This window comes from Prosthecobacter debontii (genome assembly GCF_900167535.1).
In the GTDB taxonomy this organism is placed as follows: domain Bacteria; phylum Verrucomicrobiota; class Verrucomicrobiia; order Verrucomicrobiales; family Verrucomicrobiaceae; genus Prosthecobacter; species Prosthecobacter debontii.
The window spans coordinates 24,981-48,425 of the sequence record NZ_FUYE01000007.1 but is presented as its reverse complement, the minus strand read 5'-3'; the positions used below and the strand labels follow the sequence as shown (position 1 = coordinate 48,425).

17 protein-coding genes and 1 tRNA gene are annotated in these 23,445 nt (G+C 55.7%); 8 read left to right on the top strand and 10 right to left on the bottom strand.

Annotated features, from left to right (window positions below):
* Positions 1–11 precede the first annotated feature (11 nt).
* Positions 12–611 carry a hypothetical protein gene (locus B5D61_RS11710; protein ID WP_078813583.1) on the bottom strand — a complete coding sequence of 200 codons (600 nt, stop codon included), beginning with the start codon at positions 609–611 and terminating at the stop codon, positions 12–14.
* A complete protein-coding gene (locus B5D61_RS11705) occupies positions 608–6,883 on the bottom strand; it encodes a tetratricopeptide repeat protein (RefSeq protein ID WP_078813582.1) in 6,276 nt (2,091 codons plus the stop codon). Before B5D61_RS11705 ends, B5D61_RS11710 begins: the two co-directional genes overlap by 4 nt.
* Positions 6,884–7,098: 215 nt before the next feature.
* Between B5D61_RS11705 and B5D61_RS11700 the strand changes: the two genes are divergently transcribed.
* Entirely contained in the window at positions 7,099–7,533 is a 435-nt protein-coding gene (locus B5D61_RS11700) for a type II secretion system protein (RefSeq protein ID WP_078813581.1), read from the top strand.
* A gap of 56 nt (positions 7,534–7,589) precedes the next feature.
* Positions 7,590–8,876 carry an ABC transporter permease gene (locus B5D61_RS11695; protein ID WP_078813580.1) on the top strand — a complete coding sequence of 429 codons (1,287 nt, stop codon included), beginning with the start codon at positions 7,590–7,592 and terminating at the stop codon, positions 8,874–8,876.
* Between the two features lie 16 nt (positions 8,877–8,892).
* Here the strand turns inward: B5D61_RS11695 and B5D61_RS11690 are convergent, their stop codons facing one another.
* The 4 genes from B5D61_RS11690 to B5D61_RS26635 form a co-directional block, all read right to left on the bottom strand.
* Complete coding sequence (locus B5D61_RS11690; RefSeq protein ID WP_078813579.1) at positions 8,893–9,801, bottom strand: N-acetylglucosamine-6-phosphate deacetylase; 909 nt, start codon at positions 9,799–9,801, stop codon at positions 8,893–8,895.
* A gap of 100 nt (positions 9,802–9,901) precedes the next feature.
* Positions 9,902–10,753, bottom strand: coding sequence for a hypothetical protein (locus B5D61_RS11685; RefSeq protein WP_078813578.1), 852 nt, complete (start codon positions 10,751–10,753; stop codon positions 9,902–9,904).
* Positions 10,734–11,543, bottom strand: a complete 810-nt coding sequence (locus tag B5D61_RS11680) for a ParA family protein (protein WP_176159375.1) — start codon at positions 11,541–11,543, stop codon at positions 10,734–10,736. The genes B5D61_RS11685 and B5D61_RS11680 overlap by 20 nt, the downstream gene beginning before the upstream one ends.
* Positions 11,540–11,737, bottom strand: a complete 198-nt coding sequence (locus tag B5D61_RS26635) for a hypothetical protein (RefSeq protein ID WP_217698968.1) — start codon at positions 11,735–11,737, stop codon at positions 11,540–11,542. The genes B5D61_RS11680 and B5D61_RS26635 overlap by 4 nt, the downstream gene beginning before the upstream one ends.
* Positions 11,738–11,747: 10 nt before the next feature.
* On the opposite strand from B5D61_RS26635, the gene B5D61_RS11675 reads away from it, so the two are divergent.
* Both B5D61_RS11675 and B5D61_RS11670 read left to right on the top strand, forming a co-directional pair.
* Positions 11,748–12,290: a TFIIB-type zinc ribbon-containing protein gene (locus B5D61_RS11675; protein ID WP_139373217.1), complete on the top strand. Its 543-nt coding sequence runs from the start codon at positions 11,748–11,750 to the stop codon at positions 12,288–12,290.
* A 93-nt stretch (positions 12,291–12,383) separates the two neighbouring features.
* Positions 12,384–12,797, top strand: a complete 414-nt coding sequence (locus tag B5D61_RS11670) for a hypothetical protein (RefSeq protein WP_078813575.1) — start codon at positions 12,384–12,386, stop codon at positions 12,795–12,797.
* A 460-nt stretch (positions 12,798–13,257) separates the two neighbouring features.
* Here B5D61_RS11670 and B5D61_RS11665 read toward each other — a convergent pair.
* From B5D61_RS11665 to B5D61_RS11655, 3 genes are all read right to left on the bottom strand, one after another.
* Positions 13,258–13,332, bottom strand: a tRNA-Val gene (locus B5D61_RS11665).
* A gap of 247 nt (positions 13,333–13,579) precedes the next feature.
* Entirely contained in the window at positions 13,580–15,223 is a 1,644-nt protein-coding gene (locus tag B5D61_RS11660; protein WP_078813574.1) for a hybrid sensor histidine kinase/response regulator, read from the bottom strand.
* A gap of 141 nt (positions 15,224–15,364) precedes the next feature.
* Positions 15,365–16,420, bottom strand: a complete 1,056-nt coding sequence (locus tag B5D61_RS11655; protein WP_217698967.1) for a sugar phosphate isomerase/epimerase family protein — start codon at positions 16,418–16,420, stop codon at positions 15,365–15,367.
* Positions 16,421–16,536: 116 nt separating this feature from the next.
* Between B5D61_RS11655 and ribD the strand changes: the two genes are divergently transcribed.
* From ribD to rnhA, 3 genes are read left to right on the top strand one after another with little or no spacing between them, the layout of a single operon-like run.
* Positions 16,537–17,589, top strand: a complete 1,053-nt coding sequence (gene ribD / locus B5D61_RS11650) for a bifunctional diaminohydroxyphosphoribosylaminopyrimidine deaminase/5-amino-6-(5-phosphoribosylamino)uracil reductase RibD (protein ID WP_078813799.1) — start codon at positions 16,537–16,539, stop codon at positions 17,587–17,589.
* Entirely contained in the window at positions 17,586–18,131 is a 546-nt protein-coding gene (locus tag B5D61_RS11645) for a D-glycero-alpha-D-manno-heptose-1,7-bisphosphate 7-phosphatase (protein WP_078813572.1), read from the top strand. Before ribD ends, B5D61_RS11645 begins: the two co-directional genes overlap by 4 nt.
* Positions 18,128–18,619, top strand: coding sequence for a ribonuclease HI (gene rnhA / locus B5D61_RS11640; RefSeq protein WP_078813571.1), 492 nt, complete (start codon positions 18,128–18,130; stop codon positions 18,617–18,619). The genes B5D61_RS11645 and rnhA overlap by 4 nt, the downstream gene beginning before the upstream one ends.
* Before the next feature lie 21 nt (positions 18,620–18,640).
* Here the strand turns inward: rnhA and B5D61_RS25705 are convergent, their stop codons facing one another.
* Positions 18,641–20,488 carry a GDSL-type esterase/lipase family protein gene (locus tag B5D61_RS25705; protein WP_139373216.1) on the bottom strand — a complete coding sequence of 616 codons (1,848 nt, stop codon included), beginning with the start codon at positions 20,486–20,488 and terminating at the stop codon, positions 18,641–18,643.
* 91 nt (positions 20,489–20,579) lie between these two features.
* On the opposite strand from B5D61_RS25705, the gene B5D61_RS11630 reads away from it, so the two are divergent.
* On the top strand, positions 20,580–23,402 hold the full coding sequence (locus tag B5D61_RS11630) for a PVC-type heme-binding CxxCH protein (protein ID WP_176159374.1): 2,823 nt from the start codon (positions 20,580–20,582) through the stop codon (positions 23,400–23,402).
* Positions 23,403–23,445 lie beyond the last annotated feature (43 nt).

Genomic DNA, 23,445 nt, shown 5'->3' with positions numbered 1-23,445 from the left:
GATCGATGCCCTTATTGACGGCCTAACAAACGACGCACTTGGTCTTCCGTGTAAGCCGGTTTGCGGTAGTTCTCCTCCGGCACAATGAATTTTGGCCGATCATTTTTCTCCTGGCTTCGCTTCGCATCACGATTCGCCGTTGTTTTGAAGACGTCACTGGCACCAGAAAAAGTCTGCCCACTTTCGCGTGCAGATTGATCAGCAAACGCACTATTCCCCGTTTTAAAGCCATCGTCCGCAGCCGAAGACACTTTGCCACTTTGAGCAAAGCCTTGCTTCGCCATGGCGCTCTTATCATCTGCCCGTGAGTAGCCGCTGGTTTTAAAGGAACCCGCATTCGTGTAGGCATGAGTGCCTGAATATTGGTTCGAATGATAGCTTTTGCGCCCCAACCAGCCGCCGGTGCCTTTGCCTTTAGTAACGCTGGATTGCATCGCTTTATCAAACACACTGCGATCATTCGGATCACTCATGCGACGACGCGACGAAGCGAAGCGATCCGCCATGCGTTGAGACATCACGGAGGGAGTGGGTTCTTGCTTCTCGCTAGAAGAACAGGAACTCACAAGTGGTAGCATCGCCACCAGATAAAGACTGCGGGGGGAAATCATGGCTGGAGGGAAGGCTGAGGCAGCCCAAGAGCGCGTCGGCTCAGAAATAGCACTTCTTTCTGAATGCCCTCCGGCAGGTGAAACTTGGGTAGCTCGGTCTCTATAGATGCCAGTTTACCCCAGCTTTGGTAAAGCTCAAAAATGAGATCGGCCGTTTCGTTGACCATGGTCCAGTGGTTTTTGAGAAGGTAAACCTCCGCCGTTTCCCAGTCGTGATTTCGGATGAGAAAGCGCACCCAGGCCACACTTAAATCGGGTTGCATCGACTGTGTACTCTCCAGCTTCAGCAAAGCTGCTTCATACAGCTCCCTAGCCCAGCCGGGCTCACCGATGTCCTCGAACGCCTGGGCCCACTCCGCAGGCTGGACTCCTCCCGGCACACTCCGGCGGATCACTTCGGCAAAGAATTCCTGAACAGTCGCACGCTCACCCATCGCGTGAGCCACCCTGACCATCAGCGGCATCCGGCGGCCGTCCAGGCGGAGGGTCGGTAGCTCTTGCAGAACTTCACAGGCTTCCCAAGCCCAGCGCACGCGTTGCGCTTTCAGCAGAGCCTCGGCACCCAATTCCACGCAGATTCGGTCGCCCTCTTTGGCCGCCGTCCAGCCAAGCGCAATGTCCCGACTCATTTTATCGGTCAGCACCTCGGCCAGGGCACAAAGCGCAAGAGTTGCCATGGGGCGATCCACCCCCGCGCGAACCTCCGCCCGGAGGATTCGTATCCAGGCCTGTTGATTGGCTCCTTGGCCTTGTTTGGTCATCCACGACGCGAAGCCTTTCAACATGTCCCGATCCCGACAGCGTGCCCTGAAGAGAGAGGCCACCTGAGCGCGACCTCGTTCTGGTGTCCAATTCGATTCATGAGCCATCAGTTTCAGCAACTCCAAGCGTAAGAAGAAACGGTCTGCGTCTTCCTGCACCTGTCGTTCTCCTTGGGTGAGGAAATTCAGGGCTTCAGTCGCCCGATCATGAGTCCGCAGCAGTTCAGCGAGGTGAGCAATGGCGTCGAGTGACTTTCTGGCCACGGCGATTGCCATGAGCTCTCTAAATTCGTCCCAGCCCCCTTGAGCAGCCACAAGGTCGGCTCGCAATAGCAAGACTTCTTTGCCCAAGCTACCGCTGGATTCGACGAGGGAAACAGTGCGAAGAGACTCTAAAGCTTCCTGACTCTTTCCCATTTTGTGAAGCAACCGAGCCTGATGCAGGCTGCTTTCAGCATCAGGGAGGATACCTCTCTCCTCATTGGTGGTGAAAGCCAGGTGGAGCCGATTCCATGCAGCGAGTGCCTCTTGATCTTGCCCTAAGCGCTCGTGAAGAAGCGCCAGCTCACGCAGATAAGGCACCTCATGGGGAATCCGCCCCTGGAGGACATGGGTGACTTCAGGCAAGAAGCCCCGAGTATGGAGTTCCTTGAGATTGAAATCCTGCGCTAAAAACCACGCATGTTTTTCACGTAGCACTTCGTCCCCAGGTTGCGGCGGTTTCATGGGCGGCTCAGCCAAAAGCAACTGAAGCGTGAATTGCAGGCCAACTTGGGTTTCGCGTGCGGACTCGCTGGCTCGAATCAGCCATTGGGCATACTCAGGATTCGCAGGGGCTCGGCTGGGCAGCAGACGATACACATCGATTGCCTCCCGGGCCATGCCGAGGGATTCAAGACGGCCGCCCAGTTCACTCACCGTGTCCACAGACACTTCCAATCGCATATCCACGCTGCCCAGATACTCACGAATCATGCGCTGCCGGGTGGGGAAGTCCACCTGACGGAGCTGACGCATCAGATACGCCAGCCGCCATTCCCCGAACTCCTGACCGCTTCGAGAACTCAAGCCGACAGCCCCCCAAGAAGCGGCGAGGCCGTCATTGGCTTTCTGCACCACACCGGCAAGCCCCTGCTGCACAAAGCTGGCTTGAATTTCCCGGGTCTCTTCCCAGAGCCCGCGCAAATGCATGGGCTCCTCATGCCTGCTGCTGCCCTGCGGGGCTAGGAAACCTTGAGATTCGCCCATGCGGCGAGCCCCCAAAAAATCTCCAGCGATGAAGCCACGCATCTCTTCTGCTGCCGTGTCTTGAGCTCCCGCCAAGCCCGCCACCGCCGACTTTCTCAAACGGGTGAGTGCCGAGTCGGGAATGCTCTGCAAGCGTTTCCAAGCAGCGCGCAGCGTGTCTTCCTTGGCTTGCTCCGAAACGGCTAACCGACTGGCTGTGCTCAGACTGTAGAGATAGGGATCGTAAGTGCCGCGATAAGTGCCGGGCAGGATGGGACCTCTCACCACTTGATCGAGGTATTCACGGGCCAAGTCCCATCGTTCCGCAGACTCTGCGATGCGAGAGAGGAAGAAGGCATAGTCATCCGCCAGAGCCACGGAATTTCGCCTCAAGCTTTCCCCCAACTCAAGGGCTTCGGTGTAGCGTTGCTGATCCTGAAGGTCCCGGGTGATCTCGAGGATGGAAGCGTTCATCAGCAGGCGTGATGCACCGAGTTCTGTTAGCTCGCCTTTGGCGAACTTGAAGTTATCCAGATCGCTGAGCATCGCCACCACCCCTAACAGCAAACGTTTTCGCCGTCCAAGCTGCGAGCTGTCCAGCGCCTTCTCATTCACCCAGGCCAAGCCTTCTTTCATTCCGTGAGAACGCAGCATCAGCCACAGCAGGCAAAACTGGTTTTCCAGGCTGAACTGTTTTTTTAGAGTCTTTTGCAGCGCCACTCGAAACTCTGCGCCTGCGTCGACATAGTAGAGAGCCCACAAACGCTCGATGTTGGATTTGTGAGGCAGGGACCAGTCCTCGATCCACGCTTGGATCTTCGCCTCATCCTTTTGCTGAATGAACAGCTTTGCCAACTCCTCCACGACCCGAAGCCTAACAAAGTTTACCTCCACTGGAAGCTCACTGAATTCGGGCCTTTGAAGATTCAAAAAAGCCCGCAGTTGAGTGGTCTCATCATGTTCCAAGCCAGGCGCTGTATCTAACAGCGCGGTGATTTCGGTCACGGGACCGGGGGCGCTCGACTTGCGAATGGGCGTCAGTGGCAGCGGCTGCCTCTCTGTCGCGGAGGAAGGGGAAGGGGATGTCTTCGCCAAAATCTCCCGCAGGTAACGTTCCGCAGCTTCATCATCGGCCAACCGCAAGCACTTCAACGCAATGCGCAGTTGTGAGCTGGCATCCCAAGGGCGCACGATGGCCACCTGCTCATAGACTCGCCTCTCGGCTTCGTCTTGCCCGGTGGCCTTGTAATGATCCGCAAGGTTCTCAAGCGCGGTGGCATCTTGAGAAAAGCGGCTTTCCAGACGTCTCCGCACGCGATCGGCTTCGGCGATTTGAAAGGTTTGCTCAAGTAACTCCACCAAGCGACGAGACTCCACGGCCAGCTCTGTCGGGGGCGCCGAAGCGGCAATCTGTTTCTGAAAGTAGATGGCCGATTTGAGATCTGAAACCCGGAGGGCCGCTTCACGCAGCTGGCTAAGAGAAAAGGGCGTTTCCGGTGAAGTGTAATAGGCCTGCTTCATGGCCTGGAAAGAGCGAGCGTCGTCGCCCTTCTTTTCATAAATCAATGCCAGAGCTTCATGGTAAAAACCATCGAAAGGGTGCCGTCTTGTCTGCTCGGTTAAAGCTTCCTCCAGAAGCTTCAGCCGTTCTTGTATGATCTCCGGCGGCATTTCTCCACCATCGGCCGACCATAACAATCGATCCGTAAAACGGCGCAAAGCCTCTCGGCGGCGCTTGGCATCGGTCTCTCTCTCCACGATCTCCAGTTGAGCTTGGACATACTCGGGGAACTTCCGCTGGCGTAAAAGCAGGTCTGCATAGCGCTCCAGCAGTGGCACGGCGGCAGTGCCGCTGGCTCTCTTCACGGCTTCCTTCCACAGCTTCAGAGCGTCTTCCATCCGCCGCTGGATGGTGTAAGTCTGCGTAAGCGCGGAGAGGAGTTGATCCGAGTCCGGTGTCTCGCGATAGGCCTGCTCAAGGAGAGCCGTTGCCTCCAGGCCCGGTGGCGGCACTGAACCGTCTCTAAACCAGCGATTGCTTTGCAAGGAAGCGACCGCTGCCTGCTCAGCCTCCAGCAGCAGCTCACTGAGCCTTAAAATGTAACGCACTTTATTGCCTGCATCTCGAGTGATCAGACGATGCAGCACTCGTTCTGTCAGAGCTTTGTTTTTGTCGGCCAGAGAAAGCTCCAGCAGCAGCTTCTCAGCTTCCAGAGACATCTCACGTACCTTTCCCGTGGCGGGGTCCATCTGAAGAAGCCGGAAAAATAGATAGGCCTCCGCATGCATCTCCGTGCGTAGCGCCCACCATGCCGCTCGAAAGAGACGCTCAGGGGAACGGACTGCCAGTGCAGGGTTCGTCTCCATCTTGACCCACTCTTTCTGGCCCAGGAGCGAGGCTTCGCTTTTGTCCTTGGTCGTTGCCGGGGTGGGGAAATCGAAGATCGCTCGCGCCTTCTCCATCACAGCCTGTGGCAGCGGATTCAGAGCGCCTTCCTCAGGAGCACCGCTGGCAAAGCCTTTCCCTGTAAAAGCATCTGGAAGCTTAAAATCTCCAGCGGTGCCGACATGAGTTGTCGTTTCGACCTTTTTTTCTCCCATGAGCACCGAGAAAAGCCGTTCATCGACATCCAAGCGATCCTCATCGGTCGAGCTACTGGCCCAGGCCTTTTCCAAAAGTGCTGCGGCTTCTTCATAATCACCGTGTTCGGCCAACAAATCCGCGAGACGCAGCAACTCTTCTCGTCCTGCGCCAGACTTAGACAGAGCTTCTCTCGCCAACATGATGGCACTGTCCAAGTCACTGCCTGAAGCCAGGAATGCCGCCGCATCATTGAGGCGACGCTGTTTCTCCGGTTCATTCACTGCCTGTCCGGTGTATTGCCGTAGCAAGGCCTCCGCTTTCGCGTTGTCTTTGCGCGTCCGATAAAATCCTGCCAATTCAAAAACAGCTTCGGGGCGGCTCGGTTCACGTTGGACCCGTGCTTGCAGGATCCATTCAATCACTGCATCCAAAGTCCGGGTTTGGGCAAAATTCAGCGCCTGTTTTTCCACTTCAGGGGCACTGCTTTGGCGATCCAAAAGTTGCTTCAAGCGAGCGGTGGCCTCCGCCGGTCTTCCCTGTCGAAGGTCCACATCACAGCGGAGAAAAATCAGCGCAGGGAGATCACTGCCATCGCCTTTCATCCGTTCATCCAGAAGTTGTCCCGCTTCCGCCGCCCCATCATGGTCTAACAAGGAACGCACCAAGTCCCAACGATAATCCACCACCTGAGGCACCTCTTTCACAAGGACCCTCAAAGCCGCCAAATGCTGATCAAGATCCACCGTGATTTCATAAAACTGGACCAAGTCTCGCAAGGACCTTTCACTCACCGGTTTCTTTTCTGCCTCACTTTGCAACTGCAAGCGCAGGTCATCCAGATTCCCAAACCGTTCGTGCAAACGCACCCGCCGCCGAAAGAACTCCGCATAGCGTGCATCTCGAAAATCCAACAAACTCAGGCCCTTCAACAAGGCAGCATCGGCTTTCAGAAATTCGTCAGCATGCTCCAAAATCCGAGCCAGATTATAAAGGGCATCCAGGCGCTTCTGCGGATCACTTTGATTCGCCAGCGTTTCGTAGAAGCTGGCTGCTCGGGCTGGGAAACCAGCGCGAAGCAGCAACTCCCCGACCTGCCGAATGATACCGATATCATCCGGCCGCAGTCGGGCAGCTTTTTCCCAAGCCTGAGCAGCCTCTTCCGTTTTTTTGGCCGCAAGTGCGAGCGTTCCCAGTTCGATCAACGCTTGAGGCTTGGCGGGATCATTGTCCGGCAACCTGTCTTCCCACCGCTGGATCAGCATCCATGCCGTGAGCGGATCCGCCAATTCCCGGGCGACCTCTGCACGCGCGCGCAGGGCGAGAGGTTGGGTCGGCTCAGCTTTTAAAACTTCATCATAGAGAGAAGCCGCTTTTTTGAGGTCGCCGGCGCGGCGGAATAGATGTCCCTGCACCAGCAAAACCGTCGGATGGCGCGTTGTCTGAGCTTGAGCCGAGATGTTTTCCAAGAGCAGCGGCGTGGCCCCGTGCTTCTCGTAAAGATTCCACAGAAGTTCGACCACCCGGCCATAATCCGGCTGACTGACCAGCAGTGACAAATACTCATTGGCCAGTCGTGTTTCTCGCTCGGTCCATGCCTTGGGTGTCTCCTGGGCCGTGGCCAGCTCCATGCAGCAAAAGGCAAGCAGACCCAGATGCCGCAAGCGACGACGGGAACAGGGATTCCATAAGCGAGACTGCATGATCGGACTTCAAACATACGAGCATAGCACGCTCCATGTTTATCGAGAACCGAAAAGCCGATGGGATCATTTTGCTGACCCCAATGACAGTTAGCCGACAAGCATTTTATTCTCAATAATGATAGAATATGTTATAAATAAATCGCAAAACAGTGAATTCCGTAATTGAGATGCGCGCGTAATTACGTAAATTCAACTTGTTATCAAAATTGAGTATGAACACCGCGAAGCTTCCACTCATTTCTCCCCACACTGGGTTCAGCCTTTTGGAAATGCTGATGACCGTGGCTATCCTCGGCATCATGACCAGCCTTGCTCTCACCTGGTTTGGGGGAAATGGCAGCGATGTGCGCCAAGCACGCGATCAACGAAATGCTCAGAGCATCTGCTCACTCTGCCAGGTCGTGAATGCTGCCGGTTATGAGTTGGTGGAGGACAGCAGCACGGGATTGGACATCGCTCGCAAGCTGGGGGATGGCATCACCATCGAAAAGGGACTCATGAAAGGACAGGTTTTTCAGCTCCCAGGGCTGGGGCAAGAGGAACTGGAAGGCGCGGCTCGTTACATCTCCATCCAAGGCGGGCAGGTTCGCTACGATGTCGGAGGCAAAGCCGAGAATGGCGCGACCAGTCAAAACGGCCAATCCTAAGGGACTGAGGATGAGCCTTTGACCTTTGAGCAGGACCTCCCACAGTAGGTGCGGCCATGGTGAACCGCGCCTCTCTCTTTTTAGCCCTGCGCTATCTGCGCCCGAAGCGATCTTTCGTCTCGGTGATCACGACGATTTCCATCCTCGGGGTGGCTGTCGGCGTCCTCATGATGGTGGTGGTGCGTGCTGTGATGCTGGGCTTCGAGGTGGACTTTCGTGATACGCTCATGGGGGCCGAACCCCACGTGTTGTTGAGTCGTGATACCACATCGAGCGAAGCCCCACCCTGGCAGGAAGCCCTCAAAAAGATCAAACCGGCGACCGGCATTCTTTCCGCAGCCCCCTATGCAGGGGGCATGATGTACATGGCCAATGGAGACTATCAAACCGCGACCTTGGTTCTAGGGCTTTCGCCCGCAGAGGCCACTCGCAACCTCGCCAAGCTTCAACCTCATCTCCTCGATGGCAGCCTCGACCTTGCGGACGGCACCATCGTGATCTGTGATGAACATGCGCAGCAACTTGGCGTGCGCCTAGGCGATGAAATTAGCGTCTACGCCTCCCAAAACGTCAATGCGGCCGTGCGCCAGTACAGCGCCGCTAACGAAGAAGACTCCAGCGAGAAAAAGCAGGCAATTCTAGATCAGATCAAACTTCATCCGCAAACACTGCGCATTTCAGGTGTCCTGCGGACCGAGAGTGCTGGCTACAATGGCTATGTCTCGCTGAAAACAGGGCAGGCTCTCTATCAACTCGGCGATCAAGTGACTGGCATCGCCCTCGAACTGACATCGCCTCTCCAAGCTAAAATCTTGGCGCAAGGCCTGACCAATCAATTGCCTGGTTGGAAATACAGCCTGTGGACCGATGCGGGGGAGGCCCGACTGGCCGCCATGCAAAACGAGCAAACGATGATGCAGTTCGTGCTCTCCATCATCGCCCTGGTGGCCGCCTTTTCGGTGATGAATACCACCATCACCGTGACCACCCAGAAGCGCCGCGAGATCGGCGTTCTCGCCGCCTTAGGCAGCAAGCCAGGGCAAATCGTCAATGTCTTCCTGGTACAAGCCGTTGTCGTGGGAGTACTCGGCACGGGCATCGGTCTGATCGGCAGCCTGCTGGTGCTGTGGCTGCGCAATGATATCCGCGAGATCATCACCTGGGTCACAGGTGGTCAGGTCCACGCCGTGGAGGGTGTCTTCCTCTCCACCATCCCGGCCTATGTACAGCCTTGGGATGTCACGCTGACCTGCCTCATCTCCATCGCCTTATGCATCGTTGCGGGTTTGATTCCCGCTTGGTTTGCCGCCCGGGTGGACCCCGCCGTGGCCCTGCGCGATTAGATGGAGATGAACGGATTCAGAGCCCGACTGCTTGACGAGGATTGGTATCCAACAGCAATTCCAGCTCTGCCTTCGTTAAGCCAAGGGACTGCTGTCCATTCGCTAAAATGCGCGGCACCGTCACCGTGCTACCCACGAAGTGAGAACCATCGGGAGAGCGAGCGACGAGATCCTCCCCAATTTTGATATCCCAACCCGCAAGGGTGTAGTTGCCGGGGCCTAACCGCGCCGCTGAGATGGCATCCGTGACAAAGATGGTTTTCTCCAAGCCGGCACAACGCAGGTAATTGATCAACGCAAAGAAATCCACATGCACGCCATCTGGAATGAAGCATAACCAGAGGCGATCTCTCAACGTCAAGGCACGCTGGATGATGTTGTCATGACGATGCATGATCATCGGACAGCCATTGCCAACGTGGGTGAACATGCTCAGCCCGTGCTCAGTGGCGGCGCGAAGCTGATCCAGCGACGGATTGCAATGCCCTGCGGAAACGGTGACGCCGTTGTTGGCGAGAAACTCGGTGACATGAAAGCCGTCATCACACTCGGGTGCTAAAGTGATGATTTTGGTCAGACCTCCAGCCGCATCGAGAAGGCGCTTGGTATCCTCCAGATGCGCGGGCTTCACACAGTGAGGCGGATGTGCACCGACATACCCTTTTTCAGGATTGATGAAGGGGCCCTCAATGTGAATCCCGGCAATGACTTCCTTCACCAGAGGATCTTTCTCGCGCAGCTCCACCAGCGTCTGCATGCGTCGCTCCAGGGCATCAATCTCATCGGTGATGAAGGTGGCTAGGATGGCATCACAGCCATCTTCACGCAGGCAATGACAAGCATGGTGCAGAGCCTCTGCGGTTAGACCATCGCGGTTAAAGTCGGTGCCTGCGTAGCCATTGACCTGGAGATCGAGCGGTTTCATGAAATTCGGTTGGGGTTCGGGCAGACACTACCAGCAGGCCGCCACTTTATGCGACCTCGGATATCTCCAGCTTCCGTGCTTTTGTGATGAAGCTCTAGGATCAGGCCATCAGGTTCATTAAACCCGTCAAGGCCTCCCGCAGCGAAGAAGTCTCTTGCTCACCAGGAATTTGGCCTCGCACCCAGGCGATCACCAACAAGCCCAACCGAGTTTGGCAAGGGATAATGGTCAGGCTTTCACCTGTCACTAAAGTCTGCTGCTGGATCTGCTGAAAACCATTGGCTGCTTGGGCACTTGCTCGGATGGCAGCATTCCATGCCATCATGCTGGAGATGACGAGACCCGAGCGCTTCGGAGGTCCCCAAAGGAGGTCCCCATATTCATCCACGACCAGCAAGTCACCGACACCCCAGGTCTGACCCGTCCAATAAGCAAAGGCTTGTAAGCGATCTTTAACCGTTGCTGAGGGATCTACCTGAACGAGAGGCTGAGGTGCTGGAGCCATCACGGGGGTGGCACTCTCCACAGTGATGGGAGTTTCAGCCAAAGCCGATATGGCCTCACATGCGGTTGGCTGAGGGGCGGGCTCCACCACGGGCGGGGGCTCAGGTGCTGCGATCTCGGGCTCAACAGGGGTTTCGGTCGAAAAATCAGGAGCGTGGAAAACAGCAGCAGGAGCTTCCACCACCTCCGGCTGAGGCGTCAGCAAACCCGCACGAATCGCCTTTTCCCGGATGGATTGCAATTTCTGGCGAAGAGCAGGCAAATCCAAAGTTGCCTCAACGGCATCCTGGTCTGAACCAACAGACGGTGCCTGATCCGAGAGCAAGGGCTCCGCAGATTCAGGCACGATCGTTTCAGCAGCGGGCTCCGGTTCAGGAGTCCGAGCAGGTGGGCGCAGCGACTCAGCGAGTGAGGCGACCTCTTCGGGATCAATCCAGGAGACTTGCATGGTTATCGGAGGATTGGCGTTCCTGAGAGAGACCGGTGCGTTGCTCAATCTCAGCAGCAAGTTGGTCAAAGACCAAAGCTTCGGGGGGAGGGTTACGTTTGATCAAAGCCACGGGCACCCCCATGGCACTGGCTTCCAGGAAAGAATTCATGCGTGGCACGTTCTGGTCAAACATCAGGTCTGCGGGCAGCAGTGCCCGTAACTCAGAAACCACCTTTTGGCTGATCGGGTTGTCAGGCATCACCATCGTGAGCAAAATGCCCGCCACCCGCACCCCGGCACCCTCGGCGCGGAAGCGTGAAAAAGTTTCCAGCATATGTGGCACACTGCGCACGGCCAGTGGCTCCGCCTGCTGAGGCAAAATGACATAATCGCAGGCCTTGATCACCGCTTCGGACATGCCATTCAGACCCGCGGCTGTATCGAGGATGACGCAATCCACGCCACGGCCATCGGCGGCGCGCAACAAGTCGGCCAAACGGGCAGGCACCTCCGCCTCTGCCCAGCCTTTGCGAGCGCAGGCATCGTACTGCCCGGTGGGCAGGATCTGTAGTTCTGGCAGGCGCGTGGAAAGCATCAGCTTATTGATATTTTTTTCCCCACCCAAGAAATCGTAGAAGCCCTGCTTGGCGCGCGTGGATCGTGCCAAGGAAAGTCCCACGCCTCCCTGAGGATCGGTATCGACAAGAAGTGTCTTCCATCCTCGCCTCGCGAGAGAATAGGCGAGATTGATGCACAGCGTGGTTTTCCCCACGCCACCTTTCTGGCTGGCCGTTGCTATGGCTATCACGCCTGCCAGATAGACCACCCTGAAAAAAATGCAGCCGCTTTTTTCAAGAGTTGCAGAGTTCCATCCTCTGCGTCGCTGCACATTCGGATGAGCAAAATGGCCAAGCCGATCTCACGGATGAACTTCGTGATGCGAGTGCCAGCTAAAAAGCTCGAAAGGCCCTCACGAATCGCTAGGATGTGAACAATCTCCATCCCATCTCACATGAGAAGTCCTGTCGGCTCGAAAAAACCTATGGTGGTCGTCCAACTTGAAGAAGGACTCAAAGCCTATCGCTGCCCAGAAACCGGAGGGCATTACATTCCCGCCGTCGCCTACATGCGCTGGCTCTCGGGTTTGCCCGCTCGCACACCGCAACTGCCCGCGGCTGCGGACCCTGCCTTGACCCTAGAGCCCCCGTCTGAGTCCCCCGCTTATTGCTGCCCCGAAACAGGCACCCTCATGATTCGTTATAAAGTCGGGCACGGTTTCAAGTTCTCGATAGACCGCTCCATCACAGGCGGCATTTGGTTGGATCAAGGCGAATGGGAATCTCTGCGTAGCCGGAACTTTCACGATGAGATTCACCTGATGTTCACCACCCCCTGGCAGCGCGAAGCTTTACGCGAAGAAGTCTCCGCGAGCCGCCGAACCCGATTGGAAGAACGCATCGGCAGTGAATTGCTGGGACATCTGGATAGCCTCAAATCCACGTTGGAAAATCATCCCCATCGCGACGAAATCATCGCCTATCTGATCCATTCATAGGTCAAACAAACGAACGCCGTGATCGGTCGTTGTTTTTGTTATTCTTCATTTGATCCGCCGCGGGTGGCGGGTTTGTTGGCGGTGCGATCATCCATGAGTGCATGTTTCTTCCTCGCTTGGGCAGGCTATGTCGTCGTCACCTTTGGGCTGGGTTTTGTCTGGCATCTCGTCCTTTTTAAAGACACCTATCGAAAGCTCGCCATCTTCTCGCGGATCGATGATCCGATCATTCCACTAGGCCTCAGTGCCATGCTCATTCAGGGTGCAATCCTGGCCTATCTCTTCCCATTCATCCAGCAGGATGGCAGTATTTGGATGGAAGGCCTTCGATTTGGTGGGATCCTCGGTCTTTTCATTGCGAGCAGCGCAGTCATCGCCGAGGCGGCCAAACAACGCGTCGCCTCCCTATCCAAGTGGCTGTTGTTAGAAAGCACCTACTACCTTATTCAATTCTCGTTGGCGGGCATCACCATCGCCGCCGCTTATTCGCGCTGTGCGACCAACTAGGGGTTCAGCTAAACCGTGAAATGCGGGAGGCTATGGATGAGCCAATCAAACCTTGCGCAGCTTTTTAATGATACCCGTCCTTACCTCAATCCAAGCGGACGCCTTGTTGGATGAGTTGTGTCGCACACTCGGCTTCTGTCCTCCTCTAGAGGCTCTAGAGACGCTAACTCGTCAACCACCTCCAGATATTGAAGCCTTCACCGACGCGGTGATCAGAGCCGATGCACTCGCCCCCGAGTGCGACATCTCTCTGCGTCTATATCGGCAAGTTCGAGCGATTGTAACAGCTCATTTCCATCAAGCCGAAGATGCTCGACAGAGAGTCTCTAGCTATCAAAGCGACTCCGTGGATAGCCATTCAAACCGAATTCGCCATTAATATGTGCCTAAAGGCAGTCACCACTCAACGAATTACCTCAGGCATATCCTGAAAGTTGATCTCTCCTTATTCATGAGAAGATGGTGCGCGGTACAGGGTTCGAACCTGTGGCCCCCACCATGTCAAGGTGATGCTCTACCACTGAGCTAACCGCGCGTTTTTGTCGGACGGGTTCCTTAACCTCACCAAGACGTTAGGGCAACTGTTTTTTCATTGGGGAGGCGGCCTTAATCTGAATTGTTGGGGGGATTCGCTGTCAATCGCAGGATTTCAGAATCAACAAATCGACTGCGAAGCAGATATGACCGTTCTTTCAATGGCAGTTTACCCTTGTGAGGTCTGAGGAATGAAGCCGATTCTTCGGGAGAATGAGGGGGCTGACATGTCGCTAGGCGACAGGCCTTTAGGCACGGCTCATCATCGTCACCACGCGGTGCACGACTTGGGTGAGTTCACCTGCCTCGTAAGGTTTAGGCAGCACGGCGACGAAACCTTTTTCCAGGAAGGTCATCTGGACATCTTCGTTGACGCTGCCGCTGGTTACGACCAAGCGTGCTTCAGGATCATAACGCAAAATTTCTTCCGCAGTCTCGCCGCCATTCATGCCACCGCGTAGGGTCAAGTCCATGAGTACGACATCTGGCGGTGTGCCGGTGCGGGCTAGGCTCTGATAGATCTTGACGGCATCTTGACCGTTATCGCATTCGAGGACCTCGTAGCCGCAGCGCATGAGGATGATTTGGGCGACCTTTCGGAGATCGTCTTCATCATCCACGATGAGCACGCGACCTTGTCCTTTTTTCAAGGGCACCGGGGCATGATCTTTTTCCGAATGGCCAGGTGCCTCCTTTGCAGGAACAGCAGGCAGATAAATCGTGAATTCGGTGCCGATGTTCAGGCGTGAGGAGACGCGGATATCTCCTTCATGAGCATGTACAAAAAGTTTGCAGGTGGTTAGGCCGATGCCATTACCGTCTGGCTTGGTGGTGAAGGTCTCTTTGAACAGGCGCTCCAGATTTTCGGGCGGGATACCACAACCGCGGTCACGAACGACCACCCGAACATACATGCCTGGTTTTAAGATGGAGTCTTCACCGGGGCCAATGTCGGCGTTTTCAGCGTCAACGTCCATGTAGCCACCTTGGGGCATGGATTGGATGCCGTTGAGGATGAGATTCTGAAGGACTTGACTGATCTTCACGGCATCGGCGATGGGCCAACGTAGCCCTGGGGCCAGACGGACTCGGAGGTGAGCATTCGAGCCTGCGCCGGCAAACTTCACCGTATCATGAATGATGGAACCGAGATCGATCGGCTGCTTTTCGCGGGTTTTGGCTTTGCATGCAGTGACCACCTGGGAGGTGAACTGACGTGCTCGCTTGAGACCGCCAAAGATGAGCTGAAGCTCTTCTTTCAAGGCAGGCTGCCCCTGCACCTGTTGGAGAAGATCTGAAAGGCGCATGGTGACTGGGCCTAACAAATTATTGACATCGTGAGCAATGCCTTGAGCAAGAGCGGCCAAGTTGTCTTGCTTCAGTTGTTCTGATTGAGCGTCGAGATCGTCACTGCGGAGGGCAGCCATGGTGGCGCGGGAATTGCCCTGAAGGGGGGTGACGACGAGGGTGAAATTGAGAAGCTTGCGGAGGCTGTTGAAAACGGCGCGCACGCGCCAGCGGCAGCGTTGGGGAGGTTGACCGTAGAAGTTCTGGATCATCGCCTCGCACTCGTAAGCGCCCCCGTTTTCCACCGCACGGTTGAGGGCATCCAGAAGAACGGATGCATCCATGTCTCCGGCTGCGAGATCGGCGATCCCCATGCCGCGAAGCCCTTTCTCAGGTTCGACTCCAATCAAAGCGGCCGCTGTGGCATTGCTGAAAAGAACCTTGGGGCCGGACTTCTCATGCGTTTCGGCTTCCAGGATCATCACCGCTTCTGGAACCTGATCCACGGCCACTCGTAGGAAGTAGTTGGCCGTTTTCATTTGGTGTAGGCCAGCTTCTAATTCAGCCAGAGTCTCGGGGCGCAGGGTATCGGGAGAAAGAGTCATGGCAGCCACGTAAAATTATGGCACCACTTAGCTATACTAGATAATTAAGTAAACTTTAATTTTCGGGAAGCCGATCTTTTTTGCCTCTCAGTTTTGAAATTCGAAGTCCGAGATCACACCCTGAAGGTGCCCTCAAAAACTCTATAGATTAGTCTGTAGCCAGGAGGTGCTTCGCTCCAGCTCGGCCTTCTGATAAGCGATTTCGGCCTCTTTTTTCTCGGGACCTTCGGGGGCTTTGAAGCTGGGGATTTCCTGGCCTTTTTTCATCATGCCGAGCCAAGCGGCAAAACTGGCTGAGTCCCGATAGCTCTCCGGAAAGGGTTTCCAGAACTCGTCTTTTTTAAATGCGAAGGGGCGGGCAAAGCCGGAGATGGTCTCCACCTGAAGAGGAACGCCAGGGGCCAGCTCAGCAAAACGTTTGGCATAAGCTTTAAAATCCACCAAGCCCTCTCCCACGGCGGTCCACTGGACCATGGCACCTTCCTCAGTTTCCCAGACCATGCTGCCACGGACGCTGGAGCAGACCGTCAGTGGCCCCAGGACTTCCAGGTGTGTCAGAGGTTCTTCCAGAGCCCACACGGCGTTTCCGGGGTCAATATTGGCTCCGACATAACTTTTGCCTGCCGCTTCAATCAAGGTTTTCAATTCTGCGGACTGCATGTCCCCCGCATGGTTTTCGATGGCGATTTTGATGCCTTCAGCTTCGGCGCGAGACTTGTTGGCCTGGATGACTTTGACGGTTTCCTCCATGTGCTTCTGGATGCCGCCATCGCTGCTACGGTCCTTCTGATTGCCCAAGTAACAACGAGCCACGGGAGAGCCCAGGGCCTTCGCCACACGAATGGTCAGAGCGAGGTGATCCTCCGCCGTGCCGTAAGTGTCTTTCCAGGTGTTGGAGGTGGGGCACACACAGCCTGTGCCCACGTAGAGTTTCAGCCCGGCGTTGTCCGCCTTCTCTTTGAGGCTCTTCAGATAAGCTTCTTCGAAGTTTTCAAACACATGCAGCTCCGAGATGAAGCAGGTGTCCAGCTTTAAGCTGGCGGCATAGTCGATGAATTGCCCTGCCTTCCAGCCCGTGCCACGGACCGCGAAGTGGTCCATCCCGATTAGGGGCCGCGAGGTGGAGGCTTTCAGTTTGGAAGCGGTCAGGGCTGCCGTGGTGAAAGCAGACTGGTAGAGAAAATCGCGGCGGTTCATGAAATCAGGAGTCAACACAGAGCCCTCAGTACGGTCAAGCCTAGGCTTCCCTGTCAGCAAGTCCTGTGAAACCTGCCTTGTGGGATGAAAAGGAGCGCGTTATGGAAAACAACACCATGCCAACGATCGATTCTGAAACCGACTCTCACTGGATGAGTCTTGCTCTCGAGCAAGCTCGGCAGGGAGTCGGATTCACCAGTCCAAATCCCGCGGTTGGGGCGGTGATCGTGTCTGGTGGGGAAATGATTGGCCAGGGCTACCATCGAAAGGCTGGGCAACCTCACGCGGAGATCGAAGCGCTGAGAGATGCCCAGAAGCGTGCGCCTGACCAAATCGCCGGGGCGACGATTTACGTAACCCTTGAGCCCTGTAGCACGCAAGGTCGCACCGGTGCCTGCACGGTGGCGATTCAGTCCGCAGGCATTCAGAGAGTCGTTTGGGGGGCAGACGATCCCAATCCCGCTCACGCAGGGCGTGCACAAGAGCTGCTCGAAGCGGTGGGAGTGACGGTGACGCGGGGCGTGCTACGTGAGGCATGTGAAGACCTCTTGCGTCCATTTGCCAAATGGATCACCACCGGGCTGCCCTATGTGATTGCCAAAGCTGGACAGAGTCTGGATGGACGAATCACTCGTCCTGCGGGTGAAGGCCAATGGATCACGAGCGAAGCGGCTCGGGCTCATAGCCAAGGGTTGCGTGCGCGGGTGGACGCCATCCTCATTGGGGCAGAAACTTTGCGACGAGATAATCCGCGCCTGACCCTGCGCAATGGCAGTCTCAAAGAGCAGCCCTGGCGAGTGGTGCTCACACGTGGAGGGGACTTGCCTGCGGAGTCGCGTTTGTTCACTGATGAGCATCAAATGCGGACTCTGGTGCTGCGTGACCTCAGCTTTAAAGATGCGCTTAAAGCCCTCGCAGCTCAAGGCATCACCAGCGTTCTGGTGGAAGGGGGCGCCAATGTCCTCGGACAAGCTTTTCGTGAGCATTGCGTGGATGAGGTCTGCTGGTATATCGCGCCCCGTCTATGTGGGGCAGGTTTGCCCGTCTTGGCAGGACCTGAGTGGGCACAGTCTGTCGCTTTGGATAAAGTCTCTATTTTGCCCATTGGAGATAATGTTTGTATCGCAGGCCTGCCTGTTTGGCCTAACTTTGAATCTGTTATTGAATGAGTCGTCCGGCTGTTTTTTTTGATCGTGATGGGGTGGTGAATCTTTCTCCAGGACCGGGGTATGTTCTGGACTGGGAGGATTTTCATTTCAGCCCAGGCATCCTTGATGCCCTGAAGTTATGCAAAACCCGTGGTTATGCCACGGTCCTGGCCACCAGCCAGCAGGGGGTGGGCAAGGGGCTTATGACCCAAGCGACGCTGGATGATATCCATGCTCGCATGCAGGCCCGTTTGGCTGAGCAGGACGCGGCTTTTGATGGCATCTACGCTTGCACATGCCTTTCCAAAGATCCCGGTTGTACCTGTCGCAAACCAAGTGCCGAAATGCTGCTTAAGGCCGCCGAGGAACATGATCTCGATCTCAGCCGCTGCATCATGGTCGGGGATGCAGATCGCGATATCCAGATGGGGACGAATGCGGGGGTGCCCGTGACCATTCGCATCGAAAGCGAGAACCCCCATGTGATCGCCGCCACCCATACGCTGCCGGATACGACTGGTTTGGCGGAGCTGTTGAAATCTCTCCTTGCTAGCGAAGCATGACCTCCGTGATCATCTACACCGACGGCGCTTGCAGCGGCAATCCCGGCCCTGGGGGCTATGGAGTGCTTCTCCAGAGTGGCAAGCACATCAAGGAACTCTCACAGGGGTATCGCAAGACGACGAACAATCGCATGGAGTTGCTGGCCTTGATCAAAGGCCTCGAACTGCTCAATCGCCCTTGTGAGGTCACGCTTTATTCAGACTCTCGTTATGTCGTGGATGCGATTCAGAAAAACTGGGCCAAGAGCTGGAAAGCACGTGGCTGGGTCAAAGCCGATAAACAACCTGCTGTGAATGCCGATCTCTGGGATCGTGCGCTGAAGGTGCTGGAAAAGCACAAAGTTACGCTGCGTTGGGTGAAGGGCCATGCCTCGAATGAAGGCAACAATCGCTGTGATCAAATTGCCGTGGCCGCTTCGAAGTCTGGAGCCTTGCTGGTGGATGAAGGGTATGAGCGGGCTAAGACGCCACCGGTTTCACTGTTATAGCAGGCGTGAAGCTATATAGGCTCACTTCTTCCATCGGATTCTCGCGACATAGACGCTGTTGTCCGCGCCAAAGGCGTTATCGGGTGGGACGATGATATTGGGCGGCGTGTTTTGCATCCATTCCGCGACGGTGACCCAGGTCTCATTCTCGTTCACTTCGGTGACGGCGAAGTTGCCCAAACGGACCCCACGCTCTGGAACCAGGATGCATTCGGTGGAGCGGATCACTTTAAGGGTTTCCGGGTTCACCTGAGCCATGACCAACGGTGCACGGTGACGCACTATGTGGTCGTTGTTCAATCCTTTGCGATTGTAAGCCAGATACAATCCTTGGTTATGAGACACCCAATGCTGTTGGGTGTTGTAGTTGCCGAGATCGCTGCCGTCATCGAATTGCCATGGCTGGATGGGGCCATAGTGCAGACCATCCTCGCTGGTGGTGACGTAAGCGGCGGTGTCGTTGCGCAGGGTCAGGTAAAAGCGTCCTTGGTAACGGGTGAGTGAGGGTTCATAGACACCCCGTCCCGATTCTAATTTCAGGTCATTGCCCTGCTCGATATACTTCAAGGTTTTGCCGTCGAATGCACAGCGCAACACCGTGACGTTGTAATACTTGTCACCATCACCTTTGAAATAGATGGGTAGAAGAATATCGCCGTTTTCGAGATCGAAACGCTGCACACAGCCGGCGCCGGAATTAAAGAACTTGGCTGCCTTGGGCATGTCTAAAGTGCTCCATGAAGACCAAGTGCGCTCCTTTTCATCATACACAGCATACGCGGTGCTGCGCTGAGGATTGTGCATCACCTTATTGTTCTCATACTGAACCGTGTGACCTGTGCCGAGAAGCTTGCCGGATTTTGCATGCCATTTGGGGGTGAAGTCACATGCGGCTATGATGGTGCCGTCCGGCTTGGTTCGGCGACCCAAAGTTTCTTCGTGAGGCTTGGGCTCACTCCAGGTTTTGCCCAGGTCATCGGTGCGCATCTCATTCAGGGCAAAAAAGACATCGCTACCCGTGAGCAAGAGCTTTTGCATGGTCAGTACCACGCTCGGCGTCGGCCCCGGAATGGCACCTGCTCGCGGATGGACCCAGCAGGTCTCGCCATCGTAACCCCGATGGATGGTCTCCAGGTTAACGTCGAAAGGCAGTTCCTCAGGTGGAGGTGGAACCAATTGCAGATAGGGACGCAGTGCAGGCACTTCTTGTTGTAGACCTTCTGCCACGAACCGGGCGGTGATGCGTGCTCCTTCGGTATTGAAATGCGTGCGATCCGTTGCGGAGGGGGCGTAGCGCAGGCAGAACTTTTCGCCCATCTGGGAGCAAAAGAGAAAGCTTGTGTGATGGAGATCAATGACAGGGACCTTCATTTCTGCGGCCACGGCCTTCATGGCTTCAACGTAAGGTCCAAGCGTCGAAACCAGCTTTCCGTCTTCGAAGGTTCTGCGGGCGACAGAGGTGATGAGCACGGGTTTACCGCCGACGCCACGCACTTCTTCGATGAAGCGCTTCAAGTTATCCCGGTAATCCCCCTTCGGGTCGGTGGTGCGTTCACCTTTGCCGGGTTGATCATTGTGACCGAACTGGATCAGCACGTAATCGGGTTTTTCGGCCAGGACTCTGTCCCACAGACCGAGGCTACGGAAGCTCTTGGAACTGGCCCCACCTCGGGCGTGATTGATGATGGTGGTCCTGGGCATAAAGACAGGCAAAAGCTCACCCCAGCCCGTGAGGTCAGGCCTTTCTTTGTCCGTCTTCGTGCGTGCTGCAACCGTTGAGTCCCCTGCCAGCACGATGCGAAGGGGTGCCTCCGCCCAGGAGAGTGAGGCCGGAATAAGCAGGGACAGGAGGACAATCAAAAAACGCATGAAGCACCAAACGTTGTCCAAAGGACGGAGTTCTCACGAACGTTGGTTTGGAGTTCGTCGGTTAGTCTCCAATGGTGATACTTTTCTTATAATGCCCACTTCAATTGCGTTCAATGGATGGCTGATCATGGGTCTGATGGTTGGAGTGTCGCTGGCTGCAGATACTCGCCTTGTCCGTGAGACGGAGGCCACGACAGCTGAGCGAGAACTTGCAGCTTTGACCGTGCCCGAGGGTTTTGAAATCCAGCTTTTTGCCAGCGAGCCGATGATCAATAAGCCCATCAACATGGCCTTTGATACCCAGGGGCGTCTGTGGGTGAGCTCGACCGTGGAGTATCCTTACTGCGCGGATCAAAGCCGTTGGTCTGATCCCCAGGGCACCCGGGTGAAGGACAGCCGAGATGCCATCAAGATCCTAGAGGATACGGATGGGGATGGTCGCGCTGATAAGGTCACTGACTTTGCTGATGGCTTGAATATCCCCACGGGTGTGGTGCCCTGGCATAAACCTGAACACAAAACGGGCTGTATTGCCTGGAGCATTCCGAATATCTGGTATTTCGCCGATACCGATGGCGATGGAAAAGCCGACTTACGCGAAGTGGTCATGGGGCCACTGGGTTATGAAAAAGACACCCACGGCATGTGCAGCAGCTTTCGGTTAGGTCAGGATGGCTGGATTTACGCCACGCATGGTTTCAATAACACCAGCCACTTCAGAGCCAAAGATGGCAGCAGCTTGGACCTCCACAGTGGTAATGTGTTCCGTTTCCGACCCGATGGTTCCCGTGTCGAACCTTGGACCTGGGGACAGGTGAATCCCTTCGGCTTGTGCTGGGATCGGTATGGCAATCTCTACAGTGCGGACTGCCACAGCGCTCCCATTTATCAACTCATTCGCGGGGCCTATTATCCCAGCTTCGGTAAACCCCACGACGGTTTAGGCTTTGCGCCTGTGATGTGCGAGCATACGCATGGCTCCACGGGGATTTGTGGTATCGCTTACGTCGATGGGGGCGTTTGGGGACCCGAGTGGGATGACCATATGTTTGTCGGCAATGTGGTGACATCACGTGTGAATCACGATCAGATTTCTTTCTCGGGAAGCACCCCCAAGGCGAATGAAAAACCAGACTTCATCACGAGTGCGGACCCGTGGTTCCGGCCTGTGGATCTCCAACTCGGTCCGGACAACGCATTGTACATCGCGGATTTCTATAATCGCATCATTGGACACTATGAAGTTCCCTTGGATCATCCTGGGCGAGATCGAGAGCGTGGCCGGATCTGGCGGGTGGTGAAGAAGAATGCATCGCTGCAAGCACGACAAATCTCGAGACCTCAATTCAAAGAATGGCGTTTGGGTTTGGCTGCCCAATCGCCTTTTGTTCAGCGAGCTGCGGTGGCAGCTCTTCAGGAAACACCCCGCCTAGACGCGTTGCCGTTGTTGATCGAGCTGGAACAGAAGACTCCAAAAGCAGATGTTCAACTTTTGCACGCTCTTCGGATCGCCATTCGAGATCACTTAAAGATGAAAGGTGCCTTTGAGTATGTGGCTGACTCACCGCTCATTCGTGAGATCGTCTGTGCCGTTCCAGGAAGCGAAGCTTCGGCTTTTATCCTCCGCCTGATTAAAACCAGCGGTTCGTGGACACTCGAGGCTTTGCGTCATGCGGCTCGTTATGGGGATGAATCCACCCTTCAGGAAGTCATCGCCATCGTGAAGCAGAAAGAAGCGAGTGCACTCCCCGCTCTGGAGGCGTTGTCGGAAGGTCTGAGTGAGCGCGGTGCACCTCCCCATCGAGAGTTGCTGATTTGGGGGCAAGAATTAGCGACGGGGCTTCTGGATCAGATGGCCAAGCTGCCAGAGGCAAGTTGGGAAATGCTTCCGCAGAATGAGCCACCACCTGTTTGGGCTCTGGTCAATCGGTCATGCAGTGATGGGCAAGAAACGCGAGTTCTCCAGAGTATGGCTAAAGGAGGTATGGAGGAGCGCCTGACGGGGATTCTCCATACCAAAAGTTTCGCGCTGCCGAGCCATCTTCGGATTTGGATCAATGGGCATCGCGGGTTGCCCAAACAAGCTCCCCATGATAAAAATATTGTTAGGCTAGTGGATGCTGAGAAGGGCTCTGTTTTGGCGACTGCTTTTCCACCTCGTAGCGATCAGTGCTCACTCGTCGAGTGGGATTTAACAGCGCATTCGGGTAAGCGAGCGAGACTCGAGATTGTGGATGGAGATAATGGCAAAGCTTACGCCTGGCTCGGCGTGGCAAGGATTGAACCGTCTGTCGTGGCGGTGGAAGATTTTGCTCAGGAGGAACAAGCACGTTCTTCATTGCGAAGTCTTGCGAGGCTTTTGCAGCATCACGCTCCGGTGGCCTTGCGTGGGCGGTTGGCTCCGTATTTTCCCCCACGGCCAGCACCGCCTGCACTGCCAGTTTCGCCAGAGCAACGACAGCAGCTCGATGCCTTGATCGCTGCACGAAGCGCGGGTTATGCTCAGGCTAAGCCCGATATGGCTAAGGGGGCGATGGTCTTTGCGACACATTGCGCCGCCTGCCATCAGGTGAGTGGAAACGGTGGGCTTATTGGCCCCCAGCTTGATGGTATCGGGAATCGGGGTGTCGCTCGATTGTGCGAAGACATTCTGGACCCGAATCGCAATGTGGATGCCCATTTCCATCTGCACACCCTGACTCTGAAAGATGGCTCACAGATGAGCGGTTTCCTCAAAGCCGAAGTTGGCCAGGTCGTTATTCTGGCGGATGCGGCGGGGCAGGAGCATCGAGTCTCCAAAAACGATCTAGCTAGAGACGATGTCACCCCCATGTCTTTAATGCCTCCTATCTTCGGGCAGACGATTCCAGAACAAGATCTGATGAATCTCCTGGGCTGGCTGCTGATGAAATGATCCTTTTGAACGGTAGTCATGATGGACTTGCGTCCCGGCTGAG